Origin of the sequence: Arsukibacterium sp. (genome assembly GCF_018402695.1) — a bacterium.
In the GTDB taxonomy this organism is placed as follows: Bacteria; Pseudomonadota; Gammaproteobacteria; order Enterobacterales; family Alteromonadaceae; genus Alishewanella.
Map to the genome: position 1 here is coordinate 162,128 of NZ_JAGYIM010000007.1, position 22,236 is coordinate 184,363.

Annotated in this window: 20 protein-coding genes; 14 read left to right on the top strand and 6 right to left on the bottom strand. The window is 48.9% G+C overall.

Annotated features, from left to right (window positions below; translation table 11 throughout):
• Positions 1-4: 4 nt before the first annotated feature.
• From KG631_RS00855 to fadI, 3 genes are all read right to left on the bottom strand, one after another.
• On the bottom strand, positions 5-202 hold the full coding sequence (locus KG631_RS00855; protein WP_213994785.1) for a hypothetical protein: 198 nt from the start codon (positions 200-202) through the stop codon (positions 5-7).
• A 98-nt stretch (positions 203-300) separates the two neighbouring features.
• On the bottom strand, positions 301-2,439 hold the full coding sequence (fadJ, locus tag KG631_RS00860; protein WP_213994786.1) for a fatty acid oxidation complex subunit alpha FadJ: 2,139 nt from the start codon (positions 2,437-2,439) through the stop codon (positions 301-303).
• A complete protein-coding gene (fadI, locus tag KG631_RS00865) occupies positions 2,439-3,749 on the bottom strand; it encodes an acetyl-CoA C-acyltransferase FadI (protein ID WP_213994787.1) in 1,311 nt (436 codons plus the stop codon). The genes fadJ and fadI overlap by 1 nt, the downstream gene beginning before the upstream one ends.
• Before the next feature lie 229 nt (positions 3,750-3,978).
• On the opposite strand from fadI, the gene KG631_RS00870 reads away from it, so the two are divergent.
• The 8 genes from KG631_RS00870 (at position 3,979) to KG631_RS00905 (ending at position 13,826) form a co-directional block, all read left to right on the top strand.
• Positions 3,979-4,932: a MoxR family ATPase gene (locus KG631_RS00870; RefSeq protein ID WP_213994788.1), complete on the top strand. Its 954-nt coding sequence runs from the start codon at positions 3,979-3,981 to the stop codon at positions 4,930-4,932.
• 8 nt (positions 4,933-4,940) lie between these two features.
• Complete coding sequence (locus tag KG631_RS00875; RefSeq protein WP_213994789.1) at positions 4,941-5,888, top strand: DUF58 domain-containing protein; 948 nt, start codon at positions 4,941-4,943, stop codon at positions 5,886-5,888.
• On the top strand, positions 5,878-6,372 hold the full coding sequence (locus tag KG631_RS00880) for a DUF4381 domain-containing protein (protein WP_213994790.1): 495 nt from the start codon (positions 5,878-5,880) through the stop codon (positions 6,370-6,372). The genes KG631_RS00875 and KG631_RS00880 overlap by 11 nt, the downstream gene beginning before the upstream one ends.
• Entirely contained in the window at positions 6,365-7,354 is a 990-nt protein-coding gene (locus tag KG631_RS00885) for a VWA domain-containing protein (protein WP_213994791.1), read from the top strand. Before KG631_RS00880 ends, KG631_RS00885 begins: the two co-directional genes overlap by 8 nt.
• Positions 7,338-9,164 (top strand): VWA domain-containing protein, encoded by a 1,827-nt coding sequence (locus KG631_RS00890; RefSeq protein WP_213994792.1) that lies wholly within the window; start codon positions 7,338-7,340, stop codon positions 9,162-9,164. The genes KG631_RS00885 and KG631_RS00890 overlap by 17 nt, the downstream gene beginning before the upstream one ends.
• Positions 9,158-10,831, top strand: a complete 1,674-nt coding sequence (locus KG631_RS00895; protein WP_213994793.1) for a BatD family protein — start codon at positions 9,158-9,160, stop codon at positions 10,829-10,831. The genes KG631_RS00890 and KG631_RS00895 overlap by 7 nt, the downstream gene beginning before the upstream one ends.
• Positions 10,832-11,015: 184 nt before the next feature.
• The gene (gene putP, locus KG631_RS00900) at positions 11,016-12,512 is read left to right on the top strand and encodes a sodium/proline symporter PutP (protein WP_213994794.1); all 1,497 of its coding nucleotides are present in this window, start codon (positions 11,016-11,018) and stop codon (positions 12,510-12,512) included.
• A 93-nt stretch (positions 12,513-12,605) separates the two neighbouring features.
• Entirely contained in the window at positions 12,606-13,826 is a 1,221-nt protein-coding gene (locus KG631_RS00905) for an HDOD domain-containing protein (RefSeq protein ID WP_213994795.1), read from the top strand.
• A gap of 35 nt (positions 13,827-13,861) precedes the next feature.
• Here KG631_RS00905 and KG631_RS00910 read toward each other — a convergent pair whose 3' ends face one another.
• A complete protein-coding gene (locus tag KG631_RS00910; protein WP_213994796.1) occupies positions 13,862-14,173 on the bottom strand; it encodes a helix-hairpin-helix domain-containing protein in 312 nt (103 codons plus the stop codon).
• Between the two features lie 330 nt (positions 14,174-14,503).
• On the opposite strand from KG631_RS00910, the gene KG631_RS00915 reads away from it, so the two are divergent.
• The 5 genes from KG631_RS00915 (at position 14,504) to KG631_RS00935 (ending at position 18,229) form a co-directional block, all read left to right on the top strand.
• Positions 14,504-14,761 (top strand): PepSY domain-containing protein, encoded by a 258-nt coding sequence (locus KG631_RS00915; RefSeq protein WP_213994797.1) that lies wholly within the window; start codon positions 14,504-14,506, stop codon positions 14,759-14,761.
• Positions 14,761-15,438, top strand: a complete 678-nt coding sequence (locus KG631_RS00920; RefSeq protein WP_213994798.1) for a response regulator transcription factor — start codon at positions 14,761-14,763, stop codon at positions 15,436-15,438. The genes KG631_RS00915 and KG631_RS00920 overlap by 1 nt, the downstream gene beginning before the upstream one ends.
• 2 nt (positions 15,439-15,440) lie before the next feature.
• Entirely contained in the window at positions 15,441-16,826 is a 1,386-nt protein-coding gene (locus tag KG631_RS00925) for an ATP-binding protein (RefSeq protein ID WP_213994799.1), read from the top strand.
• Between the two features lie 88 nt (positions 16,827-16,914).
• A complete protein-coding gene (folX, locus tag KG631_RS00930) occupies positions 16,915-17,280 on the top strand; it encodes a dihydroneopterin triphosphate 2'-epimerase (RefSeq protein WP_349678698.1) in 366 nt (121 codons plus the stop codon).
• 58 nt (positions 17,281-17,338) lie between these two features.
• On the top strand, positions 17,339-18,229 hold the full coding sequence (locus tag KG631_RS00935) for a TIGR01777 family oxidoreductase (protein WP_213994800.1): 891 nt from the start codon (positions 17,339-17,341) through the stop codon (positions 18,227-18,229).
• Positions 18,230-18,266: 37 nt separating this feature from the next.
• Here KG631_RS00935 and KG631_RS00940 read toward each other — a convergent pair whose 3' ends face one another.
• Both KG631_RS00940 and KG631_RS00945 read right to left on the bottom strand, forming a co-directional pair.
• Entirely contained in the window at positions 18,267-20,753 is a 2,487-nt protein-coding gene (locus tag KG631_RS00940) for an FtsX-like permease family protein (protein WP_213994801.1), read from the bottom strand.
• Positions 20,743-21,459: an ABC transporter ATP-binding protein gene (locus tag KG631_RS00945; RefSeq protein ID WP_213994802.1), complete on the bottom strand. Its 717-nt coding sequence runs from the start codon at positions 21,457-21,459 to the stop codon at positions 20,743-20,745. Before KG631_RS00945 ends, KG631_RS00940 begins: the two co-directional genes overlap by 11 nt.
• Between KG631_RS00945 and KG631_RS00950 the strand changes: the two genes are divergently transcribed.
• Positions 21,458-22,051, top strand: coding sequence for an arylesterase (locus KG631_RS00950; RefSeq protein ID WP_213994803.1), 594 nt, complete (start codon positions 21,458-21,460; stop codon positions 22,049-22,051). The two genes, KG631_RS00945 and KG631_RS00950, sit on opposite strands and share 2 nt — an antisense overlap.
• Positions 22,052-22,236: the final 185 nt, after the last annotated feature.

Consider the following 22,236-nt stretch of genomic DNA (forward strand, 5'->3'; position numbering starts at 1 on the left):
TTGGTTATGGCCGGAACAAGCTGCTGTTTTTGCCGCGGGCTTTGCACAGCAGTAAACGCTTATGGCTGTTGAACAAAGGAAGTAAAAATGGCCCGGTAAAAAGTGCAGCTAATGCCCATTGTACCGCCTGCATGCCACTGCGTAGTGCCGCAACATAAACCCCAAACGCCACAACCAACCAGACAACAGGAACTAACAACACCACTAACCCCCTAACTAAAATTGCTAAAGTTACAGCCGACTATTATACCGTCGGCTGCACACATTAACTGTTAAGCTTTAGTTTAATATTTGCTAAAGCTACGAATAAAACCGGCTGTTTTGTTCTGCCATCGCTAATAATCGCGGGCACGGCGCAAATCGCTCGCCATGCTCGGCTTGCAACTGCCGTAGCGTCGCCACCAGATTTGTGACGCCTAAGGTATCGATATATCGGAAGGGCCCACCAAGAAACGGTGGAAAACCAATACCGAAAATTGCACCAATATCGCCATCACGGGCGGAAGCGATGACACCTTCATCCAGACAACGTACCGCTTCATTCAGCATTTGCACAGTGCAGCGGCTAGCGATAGCGTCACTACTTAGTTTACCGCCCGGGGTAACGCCCAATACGTTGTACACGCTGCTATCAACTGTTTTGGCTCCTTTTTTCGCTGCTTTACCATACAGATAGAAACCTTTAGCTGATTTTTTACCTTTGCGGCCATCTGCCAGCAGTTTGTCAAAAGCCGGCGGGGGTGCAAAACGCTCGCCCAACTGCTCAGTCAGAATAGGCGAAATTTTAGCACCGACGTCTATGCCAACTTCATCTAACAACGTCATTGGACCCACCGGAAAACCGAATTTCACCAGGGCTTTGTCAATTTTTTCTACTGGTTCACCCGCTAATACCAAGTTAGCCGCTTCATTCATATACAGCGCCAGAATGCGATTAACATAAAACCCAGCACCATCTTTAACCACGATCGGCGTTTTACCCTGCTTACGGGCAAAAGCAACGGTCGTAGCAATGGTTTGCGCCGAGGTTTTGTCGTGAGCGATAACTTCCACCAGCGGCATCTTGTCGACCGGTGAAAAATAATGCAGGCCAATTACGTTCTCAGGCCGTGTTGCTTTTGCCGCAATCTGGCTGATAGGTAGCGAACTGGTGTTACTGGCAAAAATGGTGTGCTCGCCACAATGCTGCTCGATATCGGCCACCATTTGCTGTTTTAACGCCAGATCTTCAAATACCGCTTCAATTACCAGATCGACATCATGGAAACCACTGTAATTTGTAGTACCGGTTAACAACAACAGCTGCTTTTGCATTTCTGCTTTGCTGATAAAGCGGCGCTTAAACTTTTTCTGCAGCAAGTCATAGCTGTACTTCAGCGCATTACTGATACCCTGCTCATTAATATCTTTAATTCGCACCGGCACGCCTGCCTTAGTGCTACTGACGTTAGCAATGCCACCGCCCATCAGGCCGCCCCCGAGCACCGCAGCTTTGCGGACTTGTTGCGGCTGGGTCTCGCCTGCCCCGGTTTCTTTTTTCATCTGGGTAGTCGCAAAAAACAAACTACGCAGTGCGGCTGACTCTTTGGTCATACATAACTGACCAAAGGCTTTTGCTTCTGCTGCAAGGCCTGCGGCGTAACCACTATCCTGACCTTTACGAACCACTTCTATAATCCGCACTGGCGCCGGATAATTACCCTGGGTTTTTTTCAGTGTTTGTTTTAATGCCTGCGAGAATAAAAGATTACGGCCCGGGCCGGTATTTTCCAGTAACTTGGCGACTATCCCTTTATCTTTGCTGGCACGTTTAGCTTTACCTTGCAGCGCTTGTTTCACCGCAGCGTCCAGTAAAATGGTTACCGGCACCACTTCATCAACCAAACCGGCCTTTTTCGCCTGAGCTGGCCGCAGCTGTTTACCGGTCAGCATCATGTCTAGGGCTTTTTGCACGCCAACCAGTCGTGGCAGGCGTTGGGTGCCACCACTTCCCGGCAGTAAACCTAACTGCACTTCGGGCAAACCTAATACCGTTTTTGCCGAGTCCGTGGCGACCCGGGCATGACAGGCCATCGCCAGTTCCAGCCCACCTCCCAGGCAGGGTCCATTGATCGCGGCAACTACCGGGATCTTCATCTGCTCGATCCGGTCGAACATCTGCTGGCCCATCCGGGCAATGTCTTCGGCCTGCTCAGCCGTTTCACAACTATCCAGCATAGAAATATCAGCACCGGCAATAAACGAGTCTTTTTTACCGCTGACAATAACCACACCTTTAACATCACTGTTGCTTTGCAGCGTATTGAGAATAGTGTCAATTTCATCGGCAAAAGAGGCTTTCAGCACATTCATGCTCTCGCCCGGGACATCCATGGTGATTACCGCAACCTGGTCGTCACGAAGCGCCAGGCTGAAACTGCCTTGTTGTTTATTAGTCATTATTCAGTCTCCACAATCATTGCAGCACCCAAACCACCGGCAGCACAGGCGGTCGTTAAACCAATACCACCACCCCGGCGCTGCAACTCATTCAGGGTTTGTACAATTAAGCGGGTACCCGTCGCCGCAAATGGATGGCCATAGGCTAATGAACCGCCATTCACATTAAACTTGTCCATGTCAATCTCGCCAATTGCGGCACTGCGGCCAAGCTTTTCTTCGGCAAACTTGCGGCTGGCAAACATTTTAACGTTAGCCAGCGCCTGAGCGGCAAAGGCTTCATGCATTTCAATCAGCGTAAGGTCGTTCAGGCTCATTCCTGCACGGTCCAGCGCAACAGGGGTCGCATATGATGGCCCCATCAGCATGTCTTCATGCACACTAATGGCCGAGAACGCATAGCTACGGATAAAACCCAACGGTTTGTAGCCTAACGCTTTGGCCCGGCTTTCCGTCATCATCAATACTGCCGAGGCACCGTCAGTCAAGGGCGTACTGCTCGCTGCCGTAACGGTACCGTGTTTGCGGTCGAATACCGGTCGTAATTTGGCATAGGATTCCAGCTTGGAGTCCATCCGGATGTTGTTATCGATATCCAGAAATTTATTGTACGGCTCTACATGAGCGGTCATGACCTCATTCGCCATTAGACCATTCTGCCAGGCTTTGGCCGCCAGGGTGTGCGAACGATGCGCCATTTCATCCTGTGCCGCGCGGCTGATACCATGGGTTTTTGCCATTTGCTCTGCGGTATCGCCCATAGACAGCCCGGTACTGTATTCCGCAACCGCGGGTGGTACCGGCATTAAATCTTTCAGGCCCAGCCGGCGTAATATGCTGAATTTCTGACCAAAGGTTTTAGCTTTATTCATATCAACCAACGCGCGGGCCAGCTTTTTACTTACACCGATAGGGAGCACGGAGCTGGAATCGGCACCGCCGGCAATAGCAATTTCGAGCGTACCGGCCATCATCGACTCAACAACACTGGCAACCGATTGAAAGCTGGTGGCACACGCCCGGGTAACACTGTAAGCGTCAGTATGCACGCCCATGCCGGTGCCCAGCACGATTTCCCGTGCAATATTTGGTGCTTCCGGCATTTGCACTACCTGACCATACACCACCTGTTGTACCAGGTTGGCATCCAGTTCGCTGCGGATCAATAACTCATTAACAACCAGTTTCGCTAAATCTAATGCCGAAACGCCATGTAACTCAGTTGCTTGTTTAGCAAAAGGCGTCCGTAAACCCGAGACAATCGCTATTCGATCACCACTGCGGGTGTGAAGTTTAATAGGCGCTGACATAGCTTTCCTCTTATTTTAAGTTCGAAATTGTTTAAGTTCGAAATTGTCGAAGCAAAAACAGGTCTGACCTGTAAAGTTGATTTGATTGTAACGACAGTTGCGGTTAATTAAAACACTTGTTTTAATGCAAACTGAACCTTATTTAGGTTATAACGTCTTAGCCTAGCTGTTTTTAAAGCTAACTGCGTAGAAAATAACCAAAACTTTTAACCAAAAGACTAATATCATTATGGTAAATGCGTTTTCCGCCTTAAAGTTGTATCTCGATAGTCAGGTATTAGGCCAACCTGAGCTTACTGAAGGTATTTTACTGGCCTTGCTGGCTAATGGTCACTTGCTGGTAGAAGGCCCGCCGGGTCTGGCAAAAACCCGGGCGGTAAATGCGCTGGCTCACGGCGTCGAAGCCGAATTTCACCGGGTGCAATTTACGCCGGACCTGCTGCCGGCTGATTTAACCGGCACCGACATTTACCGGCCAGAAACCGGCCAGTTTGAGTTTCAATCCGGCCCGTTGTTCCATCATATTATTCTGGCAGACGAAATTAACCGGGCACCTGCCAAAGTGCAGTCAGCGCTGTTAGAGGCTATGGCTGAGAAACAAATAACGGTGGGCCGCACCACTTACAAATTACCTGAATTATTTCTGGTTATGGCGACCCAAAACCCACTGGAGCAGGAAGGCACCTATCCGTTACCGGAAGCCCAACTGGACCGTTTTTTGTTGCACCTGAAAGTCGACTACCCCACTGCCGAAACAGAGCGTGAAATACTCAGATTAACCCGCAACGAAGCGCTTAACAGAGCGCAGAGTCAGCCTGCAGCTATAAGCCAGGCAGACATTTTCAGTGCCCGCCAGGCCACGTTGCAGCTGCATCTGGCTGATAGCCTCGAGGATTATATCGTGCAGTTAATTATGGCAACCCGCAATGGTGCAGCTTACAGTGCAAAGTTAGCATCGTGGGTTAGCTATGGCGCCAGCCCACGTGCCACCATTGCACTTGAGCGTTGTGCCAGGGCCAAAGCCTGGCTGGCAGATCGTGATTTTGTCACGCCGGACGATATTCAGGCGGTGTTTCACAATGTTCTGCGCCACCGCCTGATTTTAACCTATACCGCAGAAGCAGAAGGTATTACGACCGACGACGTACTGACTGAAATTCTTAATTGTGTACCCGTACCCTGAATAACCCTATGACCACCGCGTTTTCAGCCAGCCAATGGCTTAAACAGTTAAGTGCTGATGGCAGCTCGGTCGAGTTGCCCGAGCTGTTGTGGTATCAGCGTCACACCAAGGTTCTTAACCTGAAACCAACCATCAGTATTCAGAGTAAACTGGCGGGCACCTATCTTGCGCGCAGCAAAGGCCGGGGCATGGAATTTGACGAAGTACGGCATTATCAACCGGGTGACGATGTGCGCACTATCGATTGGCGGGTCACCGCACGTAGCGGCAAAGTTCACACCAAACTGTTCCGGGAAGAAAAAGAACGGCCAGTATTTATTGTTACCGATTTAACTGACAGCATGCGCTTTGGCAGCAGTTTGTTATTTAAATCTGTACAGGCAGCTCATCTGGCAGCGGTTATCGCCTGGCACGTTAAACAGCATGGCGACAAACTTGGCGGCCTGGTTTTCAGTAATCAGCAACATCGTGAATTAAAACCACAGGGGCGCAGCCATGGTGTGCTTCGATATCTGCAAGCCCTGCAGCAGTGTCATCACAGCGCGGTCAACAGCAACGGCATAACCTTGTCTCAAGCGCTGGGACAGCAACGACGGCTAAGCCGTCCAGGCAGTCTGGTGTATATACTTTCTGATTTTAGCCAGCTCGATGAGCAGGCGTTGCGTCATATCAGGGCAATTAGTCAGCATAATGAGGTAACATGCTGTCAGATCAGTGATCCGCTGGAATTAGCGTTACCGGCATCGGCCCGTGGTATTGCCGCAATTCGTAACCAGCAGCAGGTAGTCAGTGCAGAGCTGGCCGATCCGAAGCTGCGCGCTCGCTATCAGCAGCAACAACAGCAACAGCGAAGCCAACTGGCAATGTCACTGCAACAAGTCGGTTGTAAATACCTGGATATTAGTGCCGGCGAGCCCATTATCAGTCAGTTGGAGCAAATTCATTATGGCCGCTGAGCAGCAATTACTTGAGCAGCTGGTGGACATCGCCGAACCAGCTTACTCGCTCCCCCTGCAAATTCCGCCGGGGGCTTATATTTTGCTGGCAATAGCTATCATCGCGTTTAGCTACTGCGGCTGGCTGTGTTATAAACGCTGGCGTTACCTGGCGGCGAAACGACAAGCACTGGTTTTACTCAACCAATTTGAACCTGCCGCGGCAGGCCAGATTAATCAGTTGCTAAAACGGGTAGTGAAACATTATGCGCCGGCTCATCCGGTACTAACCGCCAGTACTGCGCAGTGGCATCATTTTTTACAACAGCAATTGCCCGATAAACCGCTGCCACCGTTAAGCGCCCTGCTTTATCAGGCCGGGCCCGAGAATGAGCTACAGCAACAGTTTTATCAGTTTGCCCAAAGTTGGTTGAAACAATTGCAGCCGACAGCACTGGCTGAAAGCAAGAGCCAGGTTTTAGCAGAGGAGGTCGCTGATGTTTGAGCTTAGTTACCCCTGGTTGCTGTTACTCAGTGTCTTGCCATTGTTTTTTAAAAAACGCCAGCAAGACAGCGGAACTGCGCTTAGCCTGCCAGACCTCGCCAGGTTAGCCGGTAATCAGCAGCACCGTCCAGGTTGGCGCCGTCATGTTTCCACCCTGCCACAAGCGCTTATCTGGTTAATGCTGGTTCTGGCTGCCAGTCAGCCACGTTGGCTCGGTGAACCTGTTACCCTGCCTCAGCAAGGTCGTGATCTGATGCTGGCGATTGATCTGTCCGGCTCAATGGATATGAATGACATGATCCTGGATGGTCAGAGTATGAACCGGCTATCCGCAGTGAAACGGGTGGTCGGTGACTTTATTTTGCAGCGTAAAGGTGACCGTCTGGGCCTTATTCTGTTTGCTGACGCCGCCTACCAGCAAACCCCGCTGACCTATGACCTGGCAACCGTACAATCATTTTTAAATGATAGTCAGTTAAAACTGGTTGGCCAACGGACTGCCATTGGCGAGGCAATTGGCCTGGCAGTGAAACGGCTGAATGAATATGAAACCAGCAATAAAGTGCTTATTTTGTTAAGTGACGGCGCTAACAATGCCGGCAATATTCAACCACTGGAAGCCCTGGCACTGGCGAAAGCGGCTGGCATCAAGGTTTATACTGTGGGCGTTGGCGCCGATCAGATGGTACAACAAACGGTGTTTGGCCGGCGAACCGTTAACCCCTCTCAGGATCTGGATGAGCAACTGTTAACGCATATTGCCAACGAAACCGGCGGTAGGTATTTTCGCGCCCGGAATCTGGCAGAATTATCGCAAATTTATCGTTTGCTGGATCAACTGGAGCCTATTAGCCGCGATGATCTGACTTACCGGCCACAGTACAGCCTGCTGCACTGGCCGCTGGGGATTGCTTTACTACTGTCTTTTGGCCTGGCAATCCTGCGTATTAACTGGCGGAGGCTGTATGAACCTGCTGGCTGATTTTCATTTAATGCGACCCTGGTGGCTGCTGGCACTGGTACCTGTCGTCATTTTGTGGCTGTTAGTTTTAAATTACCGGCAACAAGCCAGCGCCTGGCAGCGGGTCATTGCCCCACATTTGCAACAGCTAATGCTCAGTGGCAAGTTGTTGCTACAGCAAAATCCGCTGGCATTACCGATTTTACTATTGTGCTGGCTGCTGACAGTGCTGGCGATGGCGGGCCCCAGCTGGCAGAAACAGCCCCAACCGACGTTTACCCTGAATAAGGCCACAGTGCTTATTGTCGATATGTCGATGTCAATGCGTGCCACTGATATGTCTCCGGACAGGTTTAGTCAGCAACGATTTAAAGCGCTCGACTTTATTGACGAGTTGACTGAGGGCGAACTGGCACTGATTAGCTTTGCCGGAGATGCCTTCGTGATATCACCGTTGACTCCCGATTTTAATAATGTCCGGTTACTTCTTAATGAATTGAAACCCGAATTAATGCCGGTCCAGGGTTCAAATATTGAAGCCGCGTTAACTCAGGCTGACGATCTGTTGCGACAGGCCGGCCACACTCAGGGCGACATTGTGCTGTTTACTGATGGTTTTGCTTCTGCAGACTATTCCCGGATTATGCAACGGCTGGATAACTGGCCACACCGTCTGTCAGTACTGGCCTTTGGCACAGAACAGGGGGCCCCGGTGCAACTGGAGAGTGGCCAGCTCCTGAAGGACTCCCGCGGCGCAGTGGTCATTCCTAAAGTGCCTTTATCTCAGTTGACTGCTCTTGCCCGCAAGGGTCGTGGCAGTTTTGCTGCTGCAGGTTCTGGTGACGACGATATAGCCGGGCTACTAACCAGCATAAACAACCAGTTTCAGCAACAGGCAGAGCAGAGTGAACAATTTGCAGGCGACTTGTGGCAGGACAATGCCGTCTATCTGGTATGGTTATTATTACCGCTGGCACTCTATCTGGCCAAACGTGCTCCGATATTGGTGTTACTGCCTGTTTGCTATTTGCCAAACGCTGAAGCCAGCGTCTGGCGGGATCTTTGGCAAACACCTGCTCAGCAGGCAATAACTGATTATCAGCAACAGGATTATCAGAATGCCCGGCAGAAATTTAAAGACCCTCTGTGGCAAGGCAATGCAGCATATCGCCAGGGGGATTATAGCGCCGCTGCGCAAGCCTTCAGCCAGGCAGCTAAGCGCCAGCCAAGCGCCGATGCCTATGCCAACTTAGGTAACAGCCTGGCAATGCAGCAAAAATTTGACGAAGCGCTGGAGAGTTATCAGCAGGCACTGGCACTTGATCCTGAACATCAGCAAGCAAAACAGAACGCTGAACTGCTAAATCAGTTGCAACAACAGCAACAAAACCAACAGCAGCAAGATGGTGAGCAGCAAAACGGCGAGCAACAGCAAGGTGATCAGCAACCAGAAGACGGCAATGATAGCTCAGAAGAGTCTGCCGCTGACGGTGAAGACCAGGGCCAGAGCAGCACCGAGCAAAATACTGATGCGGCTGAACCAAGCGATCAAAGTTCAATCCAGGACCAGCAAGACCCTCAGGGGGCTGAGCCAGAGCAATCGGAGCAGCAGGCCGCTACCGCAGAACAACAGGAGCTAAGCGACAGCGAAATGCAGCAAGCCATCCGGGAGATGTGGCCCAATGCTAATCAGGAAGAGCAGCAACAACTGGACAATTTATTACGTAAGGTTCAGGACGACCCGGGGCTGTTACTGCGCAACCGGATGAACCTTGAGTATCAGAAACGTCGCCAATATGCGTTACCCAAAGGAGCAGAACAAGAATGGTAAGATGGGGCCTGTTATTATCGACGCTGCTTAGTGTAATGCTTGGCACCCTGCTAAGTTCACCGGCATTTGCTGTCAGCCAACTTGACGCGCGGCTGGACAAAAATCCGGTTATGCTTGGTGAAAGTGTGTTACTGGAAGTTACAGCAGACAGCAGATTGCCCGCCAACAGCATCAACTTCAGGGTGCTTGATAATAACTTTACCGTGATGGTGCCATCAGTTAACCAGAGTACCAGCGTTATTAATGGCGATGTCAGCCACAGCACTACCTGGAGAGTAACATTGCTGCCAAAAGCCAGCGGTGAATTTACCATCCCTGCTTTTACCGTGGAAAACGTCAGTAGTGAACCCATCACCATTGAAGTTATGCCAGTACAACAAGGTTCGGGCAAATTGCGTGATGTTTTCCTGCAAAGTAAACTTAGCAGCAGCGAGCTGATGGTGCAGCAGATGGTGTACTATGATGTCACAATCTATTTCAGTGGTGATATTCAACGAGGCAGTTTATCAGAACCCCAACTTGAAGACGCACTGATCCAGCAGGTAGGCCAGGATCAGGAGGGCACCGATCTGATTGACGGCGAACGTTACCGCTCAATTACTCGTCGTTACGCCATTACCCCGCAGCGTAGTGGTGAATTTACTATTGTACCTCCAACGTTTACCGGAGATGTAATTGACCGGGAAAGTGCCCGCCAAAGCTATTTTGCCCGTAGCCGGACCATAGTACGGGAAGCAGAAGCACTGCCAATAACCGTGCAGGCCCAGCCCCGAAATTACAATGGTGACTGGCTGGTCGCCGGGCTGGTTACCCTTAACGAAGAATGGCAACCCGAACAAGCGCAGTTTATGCAGGGTGAGCCTGTTACCCGGATCATTACATTGTCAGCCGTCGATGTCGCCGCTAACCAATTACCGGAACTCAATATTGAACTACCCGACGGCTTCAGAGTGTATCAGGAACAACCTCAGGTTAAAGGTGCGGAGCGTGCGGGCCGTTTAGTGGCGCAAAAAGTCATTACCAGCGCCATTATCGCCAATACACCGGGAGAGTTTGAGTTACCAGAGGTTAAAATATCCTGGTGGAACAGCCAGACCAATCGTCTGGAGCAAACGGTTCTACCCGGCAGGACAGTGCAGGTGCAGGCCAATCCGGATCGGACCAGCCCTGTTACCATTGCCAGTGAACCAGCAAAATCTGACACGGCACCGGCTAGCACCCCGCCCCAGCCAGTCTCTGACTGGCGCTGGAACTATACCAGTTCGGCGTTGCTGACTGGCTGGCTGCTAACGCTGGCGCTATTGCTATGGCGCCAGCAGCTGCTCAGTCGCAAACGTTCCCGGCCCCTGCCCCTTGGTCAGTCAGTGTTCGATAGCAAAGCATTACGTGCAGCATGTCGTACTGATAACAAAGCCGCTGCCCGCGCACAACTGTTACTGTGGGCCAGACAGCAAAACATTTTGAGCCAGGGTTCATTAAGTGCCCTAAGCCAGAAAGTCAGGCCAGGTGCATTCAAAGAGCAAATAGAGCAGCTAAACGCGGCATTATACAGTGATAGCGCAGCGAACTGGCAGGGTGACGCCTTGCTGCAGGCTTGGTCAGATTATCAGCAGAGCAAGCAGCCAGTGACAAATAAAGGTGATCTTCCCCCGCTCTATCCTGAGTAAGCCTTTGTCAGGATCAGCAATGTTCAGCGGCCAAATGGCCTGCAACCAGCTCCTGCTCTGCAAACAACCTTACCGCCGGCTACAGCCGGCGTTTCTTTAACTGTCATAAACGAGCAGTCATAAAGCGCTGGTAAGCCAGGGTTCATCTTGTTAGCATAAAAACAAATAATAAGGAGTCTATGTTTTGGAAACTGCAACTATTTTTGCTTTGGGTATCTATTTTGCGGCCATGATAGGTATCGGTTTATATGCGTATCGTAATACGGATGAGAGTGTGTCTGGCTACATGCTGGGCGGCCGCAAGTTAGGCCCCGGTGTTACCGCATTGTCTGCCGGTGCATCGGACATGAGTGGCTGGATGTTGATGGGGTTGCCTGGTGCCATGTATCTGACAGGCTTAAGTAGTGCCTGGATAGCGGTTGGTTTATTAATTGGTGCCTACATTAACTATATCGTCGTTGCACCAAGACTCAGGGTCTATACCGAAGTAGCGCATGATGCGATAACTATTCCTGATTACTTTGAAAAGCGTTTTGAGGATAAAACCCGGCTACTACGGGTGGTGTCGTCACTGGTTATTGTTGTCTTCTTCACCCTGTATACCTCATCTGGTGTGGTGGGCGGCGGCAAGTTGTTTGAAAGCTCATTTAATCTCAGTTATGAACTCGGGCTCTATGTAACTGCCGGAGTCGTGGTCATTTACACGCTGATTGGTGGCTTTATGGCTGTCAGTATGACCGACTTCGTGCAGGGCTGTATTATGTTTATATCCCTGGTGCTGGTTCCCGTGGTGGCACTGGACCATCTTGGTGGTTTTGGTGAAGTAAAACAGGTTGTTGAAACAATTGACCCGCAATTAATTAACTGGGTCGGTGCCTCATCGGCAATTGCTATTGTCTCTGCCCTGTCCTGGGGCCTGGGCTACTTTGGTCAGCCACATATAATTGTTCGCTTTATGGCTATTCGTTCTGTAAAAGATATTAAAACAGCCCGCCGTATTGGGATGAGCTGGATGCTGGTAACGATAGTAGGCGCACTGATGACGGGCTTTGTCGGAATTGCCTATGTTGCTCAAACCAAAATGACCCTGAGCGACCCGGAAACTATCTTTATCGTATTTTCCCAATTTCTGTTCCATCCTTTTATCGCTGGCTTTTTACTTGCCGCCATTTTAGCAGCGATTATGAGCACTATTTCCTCTCAGTTGCTGGTGACGTCCAGCTCGCTGACCGAAGACTTTTACAAAGCATTTGTTAAACGGGATGCTACCCAGCGTGAGCTTGTGCTGGTTGGGCGGTTATCTGTACTGGCCGTTGCGTTGGTCGCCATTGCGCTGGCCTATGATCGGGATAGCTCAGTACTGCAACTGGTGAGCAATGCCTGGGCAGGGTTTGGCGCTGCCTTCGGACCACTGATTATCCTTAGCCTGTACTGGAACAGAATGACCTTTGCGGGAGCCTTAAGCGGTATTGTAGTTGGTGCTGTAACGGTATTGATCTGGATTTACGCGCCTATCACCATTAATGGCGCCAGTTTAAGCAGTACGCTGTATGAAATAGTGCCTGGTTTTATTCTGAGCACGCTGGCAATAGTAATCGTGAGTAAGTTCAGCCGTGACCCGGCACCCAGTGTGCTGACAATGTTTAAAAAGATGGAACAACAACTGGCAGACCAGAGATAGCTGACCAGATCCCCACAACGTAATAAAGTGCTATCGCGTTGTGGGGAAAGTTTGCTAAATTAACCGCAAGCAATGACTTGAGAAATCTGCAATATGTATTTTTATGCTGCCCGCCAACCTATTCTTGATCGTAATAAAGTTTTGTATGCCTATGAATTATTGTTTCGGGATGGCCTGAGCAATGTTTTTCCTGAAATAGATGGCGATGAAGCAACATCCAGAATGATTGAAGGTAGCCAGTTTAGTTTTGGGTTAGAGGATTTTCTGGATGATAAACCGGGCTTCATTAATTTTACCCTGGAGACCCTGTTAAAAAAATATCCCAGCATGCTCCCCAAAGAGCAGGTAGTGATAGAAATTCTTGAGACCGTGCAGCCCGGTAAACGCCTGTTAGCAGAGTGTCAGCATTTAAAAGAACTGGGTTATACCCTGGCGCTGGATGATTATATTCATCAGCCAGTCTGGCGGCATTTTTATCCGTTTATTGATATCATCAAAATCGATTTTCGCAATACTTCCATTGATACCATTAAAAAAGTGAAAGAGGCTATTGCCGACTTTCCGCATATTAAATTGCTGGCAGAAAAGGTTGAGACAAATGAAGAGTTTCAACAAGCACTGGAAATGGGCTTTTATTATTTTCAGGGTTTCTTTTTCTCTCAACCAGAAATGATGCAAACCAAAGCATTATCGCCAGCACAAATGACGCTGGCAGAGCTGTTATACGAGACATCAAAAGCAGAGCTCGATCTGGTTAAAATAACTAACATTTTCCAGCGTGATGTCAGCTTATCCTACAAACTACTGCGTTATAGCAACTCTTCTATATTTAAGCGCAGAGCCGAAATAGAAACTATTAAACAAGCCCTGGTAGTCTTAGGTCAGGTTGAACTGAAGAAATTTCTGTCGCTACTGTTCACGGCACAAATCAGCAGCGACAAACCGGCTGAACTAATGCGGATGTCAATGACCCGGGCCCGCTTTGCAGAAGGCCTCGCCAGTATTGATGGCAAAGTAGACACTGGCAAAGCATTTTTGACCGGCTTAATGTCGCTGATGGATGCCATTTTAGATGAACCCATTACCAGTGTAATGGAGAAGTTACCACTGGCTAAAGAAATTAAAGATGCGCTGGTGGAAAACAGCGGCGTGCTTGCCGACTATATGGCCCTGATAAAATATTATGAAGCTGCACAGTGGCAGCAGGCAAATCAAGCGATGAATCAACTTGGTATTGCCAGTGACAAAGTACCAGACGCCTATCACACCGCTGTGCAGTGGGCTAATGAGCAAATGAAAGCCTTAGGAGATTAACCCTAAGGCCTGGTCTTTAATCGACAAGCTGACGCTCAGTTAAAGCTGACATACTGGGCAACTTTTGCTGCCAGTTTGTCGCCTATACCTTTAACTTCTGTCAGTTGTTTTTGGCTTGTTATCGGGCCATTTTCCTGAATATAGTTTAATATGGCTTGCGCTTTGGCTTTACCAATACCCGGTACGGCTTCCAGCTGTTCAGCACTGGCGTTATTAAGATTCAATTTCTGCTGTTGCTGAGCAGTAGCAGTTTGTTTATCCAGTGTGGCACCCGCTTTAGCGGCCAGAGTCTGGTTTGCTGTTAAAGTAAGGCCCGTTAGTAACAATGCTATCATTACGTTTTTCATAGTTTCTTCCTTAATATTTTTTGGTTGCATCCCTGCAAAGCTATAGGTAAAAAGTTTAAGCCACTACAACTGTTTAGATTGGTCCTTTAAACAGTGACCTGGCGTAAGACCCAGAGAAGCAACATTTTTAATACCAATCAAATATAAATTAGGACATATTTTAACTTTTGCAATATATTTGCAACTTTAATTATCAATTTTAATAGTGTCTCTATTCAGCGACAATTAATGCTGAGTGGCATAGGCTGGGTGTTCATTGCATTACTAAGTTTATTGTTGCCTACGATATAGTTAGGTAACATACGACTTAAACCAAATGTGGAGAATCGCATGCGTCGTTCACTGCTGTTGTTGCTCATGTTGTTAGTGGTATCACTGACGCCAGACGCGGTGGCACTTGGTAACAAACAACCCGACGTCACAAAGGAACAAGCGGCAACGCTTGCTCAACAACGTTACCCGGGGAAAATTTTAAAAGTGCAGACTGAAAGCCACCATTATCGGATTCGGTTAATTCAGGCTGATGGCAGGGTAATTACCGTACTGGTCGATAATCGTACCGGCCGGGTTGAAAGGGATGATAAATAATGCGGGTATTAGTGGTTGAAGATGAAACCTTATTGGCTGATCAGATAAAACAACAGCTGGTGCAGCAACAGTTCAGTGTTGATATCGCAAAAGATGGTGATGATGGCTGGTTTAAACTGGCTGAATACCCTTATGACCTGGCCGTTATTGATTTGGGTCTGCCAAAGATGGATGGATTGACGCTGATCCGCAAAGCCAGACAAAAGGAAATTAAAACGCCGATTATTATCCTGACTGCCCGTGGCAGTTGGCAGGAAAAAGTAGAAGGACTGGATGCCGGAGCAGATGATTACTTAACTAAGCCTTTTCACGGCGAGGAATTGCTGGCACGGTGTAACGCATTAATCCGCCGTGCCGCAGGACAACCCGATCCGACACTCAGTGCAGGGCCGGTTTCGCTTAACAGCCGAACCCAGCAGGTATGGGTAAATGATGAAGAGATCAGTCTGACCGCATACGAATATAAGGTGCTCGAATACTTTATGCTGAATCCAAATAAAGTTATTTCGAAAACTGAGTTAACCGAACATATTTACGATCAGGACTTTGATTTAGACAGTAATGTTATCGAAGTATTTGTCCTGCGATTGCGTAAAAAACTCGACCCTGAGGGCGAATTAAAGCCGATAGAAACATTACGTGGTCGTGGTTATCGCTTTAATCTGACGATCAGTTAAGCATGACACTGTCACTCAAGCTGCGGCAGGGCTTGGTAAGTATAGTATTGCTAATGCTATTATTACCCAGCTCTTTCGTGGCGATTGATCAGGCATTTTTCACACAGCTGCTAACCAATGCCGAGCAGAAATTAGAAGTACATATGTACGCTATTTTGTCAGATTTGAAAATTAATGATGGCAAAATAGAACTCAGCAATAATACGTTATCGCCGGATTTTTTCCGGCCTGACTCCGGTTTAAGTGCTTATATTACCAGCAATGACAGCATTGGTTCTGGCGGTGCGGCAAGTGACAGTATGTCAGTCAACAGTAGCAGCTTTGAAAGCAATAACACTGACAGTATTGTCTGGCAGTCAGACTCATCGTTAAGCCAGAAATTCAGTCCTCCTGACACCACTCTGGTTCCGGGTGAGCACCTTTTTTATCCTTATGTCAGTGACGCACAGGAGTACTGGCTACTGAGTATTGCCCTGTTATTCGATTCGGGCGAGCAAACCCGGCCGTTAACCATTCACATCGTGCAAACTGATGCCATGTTAACCGCGCCGTATCTGAGCTTTCGCAATACCCTGCTTACCTGGTTTGTTTGGATTGGTGCGGCCCTGGTATTATTTAGCGTCCTGGCATACTACTGGACTACCAAACCGTTGAGTAAACTTGATCAGGAAATACGTAAATTAGAAGGGGGTGAGCAGGACCATCTTAATGGTAACTACCCGGCAGAGTTAACCACAATTAAAGAAGACTTGAACCTGCTACTGGCCAACCAGAACCGGCAAAAACAACGTTACAGAAACCATCTGAGCGATCTGGCTCATGCCTTAAAAACACCGGTAGCCGTGTTAAATACCTCCGTGCTAAGCCAACAACCAGAATTGAAAGAACAGCTTGATCGGATTAGCGCCATGATTGATCATCAGCTGAAAAGAGCCAGTAGTTCTGGCCAGGATATCTGGAAAAAGCAATTTGAAATTATGCCCCATATCGATAAGCTCTGTAACGCTCTGCAAAAGATTTACCGGGATAAAGACTTAGATATCCAGATAGACTGCCCGGCTAATGCCACATTCCGGGGCGATGAGACTGATTTGATGGAAATGCTGGGTAACTTACTCGACAATGCATGCAAAGCCTGCAGACACCGGGTAAAACTGACGGTAAGCCAGAACCCGCTTAATCTGATTATTGAAGATGATGGTCCGGGCATCGCCAAAGATGACAGAAAAAAACTATTTGCCCGTGGTACCCGGCTTGATACCTACAAAGATGGTCACGGCGTTGGCTTGTCAATAGTTGCAGAATTAGTTTCGTCTTACTCCGGAGGAATGCAAGTTACCGAAAGCCCGCTGGGGGGCGCCAAATTCGAACTTATATTTCCCGAATAATAAAATTTTCAACAACCAAGTTATAAACTATCACTGATCGCCCCGCCTACTGCTACCGTAAAGCAATGAAATATTTTGAGGAAAAACCATCATGGAACTTAACCCTGCAACCATTAAGATAAAAAACCTGCGTTTACGAACCTTTATTGGTATTAAAGACGATGAAATTAACAATAAACAAGATGTAATTATTAATGCCAGAATTCAATATAGCGCAAACAATGCAGCCAACAGTGATGACATGAATAATGCACTTAATTACCGCACCATTACCAAGCAAATTATCGAACTGGTAGAAATGAACCGTTTTAGCTTACTGGAAAAGTTAACAGCAGATGTGCTGGCGTTGGCTAGTGCGCATCCTGCTGTCCGCTTTGCTGAAGTTGAGATTGATAAGCCTCATGCATTGCGGTTTGCTGACTCTGTGTCACTCACTTTATCGGTAAACAAGTAAAATAGTCACTATAAAGGGCTATACTTAGCTGCAGTTTGCGGATAAACAGGAGCACACAATGCATATTTTGGTCACCGGTGGAACGGGTCTTATTGGCTCTGCCTTGCTCAAATACTGGCGTGATCAACATCAAATAACGGTGCTAACCCGGCAAGCTGTTGCCAACCTGCAGCAAACTTCAGCACTACGCTATGTTAATACCCTGCAACAAGTCGACTTTAACCAGCTCGATGCGGTTGTTAATTTAGCCGGTGAACCGATAGCAGATAAAAGATGGACGGACAAACAAAAGCAACGTATCTGCGACAGTCGCTGGCAGCTTACGGAACAACTGAGCGAGTACATTCAGGCAGCCACCACACCACCGGCATGCCTGATCAGTGGTTCTGCAGTGGGTTACTATGGCCGTCAGGGTACCGAGTTTATTTGTGAAGAACACAGTGCCTTTTATCCCGAATTCAGTCATGACATATGTGCCCGCTGGGAGAACCTCGCCCTGCGGGCGGCCAGTGACAAGACCCGGGTTTGCTTATTACGCACAGGCATAGTGTTGTCTGATCAGGGCGGCGCCCTGGCAAAAATGTTGCCAGCATTCCGCTTTGGCCTGGGAGGCCCCATCGGTAACGGTCAGCAATATATGTCATGGATCCATATTGATGACATCGTTAAGTTAATCGACTTCTTGCTGCAGTCTCCTACTTTGCAGGGCCCCTTTAACGCCGTTGCACCAAAAGCCGTAACCAATAAACAATTCAGTCAGGCGTTGGCCGAGCGGTTGAACCGCCCCGCCAGGCTAACGATGCCAGCTTTTATGCTACGACTGATGTTCGGTGAAATGGCAGATATTTTATTGTATGGGCAACGGGTAGTGCCACAGCAAGCGCTGGATGCTGGTTTCAAATTTCAGTTTCCAAAGCTGCCAGCTGCGCTGGCAGACCTAGACTTATAGAAACAGATTTATAGCTTCAGGCTTGTAACCTCACCCGTTAACTTTGAATAACCCGTCGGATCAATACCGCTCCCGGTATCTGTAGCAGGCGACGCAATTGCCACCAGCCCAGAGCGCTTACCGACACAATACCGATCACGGGGCCCATCCACCACAGCGCAAAATGAAACTGAAAGGGCATCTCAAAAACCCGCTGCTGCAGTATCATCAATAGTAACTCAGCCAGCACAGTCGCAAATAAACCGGCCAGGGCACCCAGAAAAGCAAACTCAAGTAACAGCGCATTTCGCAAGAATACGTACTTAGCGCCAAGAGTCCTCAAAATGGCCAGCTCCTGCTCCCGTTGTTCTAATGTCGCCTGCACCTGAGCGACCAGGACTAACGCCGCTGCCAGCGCGATAATAACCAGTATAAAGCTCAGGGCAACAGTCACCTGGGCAATGATATCGTTAACCTGATTAATAATGGCATCAACGCTTATTACCGTTACCGTAGGCATTTGCCGGGCCAATTGATTAATCAGATTACCGCTGCCCTGCTCCAGATAAAAGGCCGTAATATAGGTTGCCGGAAACGTTGCCAGGACATCAGGGCTCAGGATCATATAAAAATTGGGCTGCAAACTGTTCCAGTCGACCTGCCGAATGCTGGTTACCGTTGCATTGATTTGCTGGCCACCGATTGAAAAATCCAGCTTGTCACCAAGTGTTATTTGCAATCGCTCAGCTATTTCCTGTTCAACTGATACTTCAGCCTGGGTATCGTCATTAAACCATTGCCCGGCAAGAATCTTGTTATTGGCGGGTATTTGCGCCAGCCAGGTCAGGTTCAGTTCGCGGCCTACGCCCACACGTTGCTCGCTGCGATCCTCTTTAGACGCCTCCTGCTGCAACTGTTCACTGTTAATACTGGTTAACCGGCCCCGTACTACCGGATAAAACGGCTCTGGCTGCAGATTATTTGTCTCAGTAAACGCGGTGACCTTAGCACGCTGCTCGGCGCTGACATTGACTAAAAAATGATTGGGTGCGCCATCCGGAATTTGTTGCTGCCACTGACCAATAAGTTCGGCACGTAAAAAATACAATAACAGAGTCAGGAAGATAGCCAGACTAAAGGTGATTAACTGAAAACTGTTTGGCCAAAGTCGGCGGCGTAAATTCGCCAGCGCCAGCCTGCCGGCACTGCTTTGTCCTGCTGCTACCGGGCGGGCCAGCTTCACCATAACAGCTGCAAACCCCAGCAAAATGGCAGCAAATAGTGCACAAAGTAAAAACAAGCCGACGCTTATCAGCAACTCGCCACTGAACAACCACATCAACCCCCAGATAGCCGCGGCACCCAATATGAGTTGCCACTTATCGAGGTTTATTGCAGCAGCGGGCTGCTTTAATACCTCAATAGCCGGGGTTTTGGCCAGTTGCCATAATGGTCTGGCTGCAAACAGCAGCGCGCAGATAATACAGGTCAGGGTGCCAAGCAGCAGTGGCCTGACGCTGAATTCGGGCCGATAATCGCTGATATAGTGACCTATACCCAGCTCTGCAGCAAAAATGGCTAACTGGCCACCCAGCAATCCTAACACCAGACTAAACACTACCACTAACAGTAAATGGCTGCTGTAAAGCAACCTTGCTTTAGCGGTGGTTGCACCAAGCGCCTTAATAATCGCGACGGCCTGAGTATGGCGCTGACTATAACGACTGGCAGCTACTGCGGCAGCACAAGCTGCCAGAACTATCCCCAACAGCCCTGCCAGCAGTAAAAAGCGCTCTGCCCGCTCCAGTGCGCTACCAATCGCAGACTCCCGGTCAAGGTTACGCCAACGCTGATGAACGCTTAACATAGGTTTCAGGGTGGCAGTAAGGCTATCCAGCGCCGTGTTGCTACCCGCAAACAAGTAACGATAACTTATCCGGCTCCCAGGTTGCACAATATTGGTTGCGGCAACATCGTCCAGATGCATTATAACTCTTGGCGATCCGCCAAAAACACTCAGAGGTGCATCCGGTTCATTGACAATAACACCGGCTACCACCAGCTTTGCATCGCCAAGCTCAACCCTGTCGCCCGGCTTCACTTGCAGTAAGTCCAGTAATCTCGCTTCAAACCAGACTTCACCCGGGGTTAATTGGCCAGCAGGACCGGAGGTAATACTGGCCGAACGGTGTAACACTAAATCACCGCGCAGCGGATAGCTGGCGCTGACCGCTTTAATCGTCGCCAGTTGCATTTGCTCACCAGCAAATAACATTGAATCAAATTGCATTTGGCGGGCAGAAGCGACTTCAAGCCCGTTTGCCACCTCAAAAAAACTGTCATCAAACGGTTGACTCGAGCCCAACACCCTATCAGCAGCAGTAAACTGCGCACTGCGCTGCTGCAAGGCACTTTTCACACTTTGGGTAATACCGCTTAAGCTGACAACTGAGCCCACGGCCAGAAACAAAGCAAAAGCTATCACCCATAACTCGCCCCGTTTTAACTCGCGCCAGAACAAGCGGCCTGCAATTCTAGCCAACATGAGCAGTTTCCTCTGTCGCCGCGTCAGATGTGACAAAACTACCCGAGCGCATCTTATGCTGGCGCTGACAGCGTTGTGCCAGCTCATTGTTATGGGTCACCAGCACTAACGTTGTGCCCTGACTATCATTCAGTTCAAATAACAAATCCTCGATCATTTTGCCGGTTACCGCGTCCAAATTAGCCGACGGCTCATCTGCGAACAAAATGGCCGGCTTAGTAATAAAAGCTCTGGCTATAGCCACCCGCTGTTGCTCACCGCCGGATAACTGCGATGGAAAAAAGTCGGCCCGGGCACTCAATCCTACCTGCTCTAACAAGGCCAGACCCCGCTCCCGGGCTTTTCTGTCACCCGATAGTTCAGCAGGCAACGTAACATTCTCCAATGCAGTTAAACTGGGTAACAATAAAAACGACTGAAACACAAAACCAACATCCCGCGCTCTTACCCCAGCCCGCTCGTCTTCTGACAGTTGATGCAAAGGTTTACCCGCCATATAAATTTCACCTTCGCTGGGTGTGTCCAGTCCTGCCAGTAAACTGAGCAGGGTTGACTTCCCTGAACCTGAGGCACCGACTATCGCTACCGTTTCCCCACGATTGATTGTAAGGCTGATATCATGCAGGATAGTCAGTGATCCCTCCGGGACCTTGACGCGTTTAGCAAGGTTTATTGCTTTAATATGTAATTCAGGTGTTTTATTCATGCGCATCATCTTTTTGTTGTTAATCAGTTTAATCAGTAACGTCACTTATGCCGACAAATTACTTATTCTGGGTGATAGCCTCAGTGCAGCATACGGTATGCAACAACACCAGGGCTGGCCAGCGCTGCTGCAGGAAAACACCCAATGGCAGTTGGTCAATGCCAGTATCAGTGGGGAGACCACCTCAGGTGGCCTGGCCCGGCTACCTGCCCTGCTGACAGAACATCAGCCGGATGTTGTGCTGATTGAACTTGGCGGCAACGATGGCCTGCGGGGCTTTTCGGTTGAGCTGATTCAGGCAAACCTGAGTAAAATCATTACACTGGTCAAGCAGCATAATGCTCAGCCGCTGCTAATGCAAATACGGATCCCACCCAACTATGGACCACGCTACGTCAGACAATTTACTGCACTTTATCCACAGCTTGCCGAGAAACATAACATTACCCTGTGGCCATTTTTTATGGACAGCATTGCGATAAACAGCGAATTAATGATGGCGGATGGTATTCATCCTAATGTTGCAGCCCAGCCGATGATTAGTGATTTTGTAGCGGATTTACTAAAAGACTTAGAGATTCAAAATAAATAAAAGAAAGAAATTATGCCACCGCCCTCACGGCGATAGAAGAAATAGTGTAGGAGTTAATTGAAAATTGGATGGCGTCCCCTAGGGGATTCGAACCCCTGTTACCGCCGTGCCAAAGTGTTTAGCGCGGTGTTCCAACACCGCCCTCACGGCGATAGAAGAAATAGTGTAGGAGTTAATTGAAAATT

What these genes read in the sequence shown, in the direction of transcription:
- fadJ (WP_213994786.1), bottom strand. Translation starts at nt 2,439, where the DNA reads ATGACTAATAAACAACAAGGCAGTTTCAGCCTGGCGCTTCGTGACGAC.
- fadI (WP_213994787.1), bottom strand. Translation starts at nt 3,749, where the DNA reads ATGTCAGCGCCTATTAAACTTCACACCCGCAGTGGTGATCGAATAGCG.
- KG631_RS00870 (WP_213994788.1), top strand. Translation starts at nt 3,979, where the DNA reads ATGGTAAATGCGTTTTCCGCCTTAAAGTTGTATCTCGATAGTCAGGTA.
- KG631_RS00875 (WP_213994789.1), top strand. Translation starts at nt 4,941, where the DNA reads ATGACCACCGCGTTTTCAGCCAGCCAATGGCTTAAACAGTTAAGTGCT.
- KG631_RS00880 (WP_213994790.1), top strand. Translation starts at nt 5,878, where the DNA reads ATGGCCGCTGAGCAGCAATTACTTGAGCAGCTGGTGGACATCGCCGAA.
- KG631_RS00885 (WP_213994791.1), top strand. Translation starts at nt 6,365, where the DNA reads ATGTTTGAGCTTAGTTACCCCTGGTTGCTGTTACTCAGTGTCTTGCCA.
- KG631_RS00890 (WP_213994792.1), top strand. Translation starts at nt 7,338, where the DNA reads ATGAACCTGCTGGCTGATTTTCATTTAATGCGACCCTGGTGGCTGCTG.
- KG631_RS00895 (WP_213994793.1), top strand. Translation starts at nt 9,158, where the DNA reads ATGGTAAGATGGGGCCTGTTATTATCGACGCTGCTTAGTGTAATGCTT.
- KG631_RS00905 (WP_213994795.1), top strand. Translation starts at nt 12,606, where the DNA reads ATGTATTTTTATGCTGCCCGCCAACCTATTCTTGATCGTAATAAAGTT.
- KG631_RS00910 (WP_213994796.1), bottom strand. Translation starts at nt 14,173, where the DNA reads ATGAAAAACGTAATGATAGCATTGTTACTAACGGGCCTTACTTTAACA.
- KG631_RS00915 (WP_213994797.1), top strand. Translation starts at nt 14,504, where the DNA reads ATGCGTCGTTCACTGCTGTTGTTGCTCATGTTGTTAGTGGTATCACTG.
- KG631_RS00920 (WP_213994798.1), top strand. Translation starts at nt 14,761, where the DNA reads ATGCGGGTATTAGTGGTTGAAGATGAAACCTTATTGGCTGATCAGATA.
- KG631_RS00925 (WP_213994799.1), top strand. Translation starts at nt 15,441, where the DNA reads ATGACACTGTCACTCAAGCTGCGGCAGGGCTTGGTAAGTATAGTATTG.
- KG631_RS00935 (WP_213994800.1), top strand. Translation starts at nt 17,339, where the DNA reads ATGCATATTTTGGTCACCGGTGGAACGGGTCTTATTGGCTCTGCCTTG.
- KG631_RS00940 (WP_213994801.1), bottom strand. Translation starts at nt 20,753, where the DNA reads ATGTTGGCTAGAATTGCAGGCCGCTTGTTCTGGCGCGAGTTAAAACGG.
- KG631_RS00950 (WP_213994803.1), top strand. Translation starts at nt 21,458, where the DNA reads ATGCGCATCATCTTTTTGTTGTTAATCAGTTTAATCAGTAACGTCACT.
- KG631_RS00945 (WP_213994802.1), bottom strand. Translation starts at nt 21,459, where the DNA reads ATGAATAAAACACCTGAATTACATATTAAAGCAATAAACCTTGCTAAA.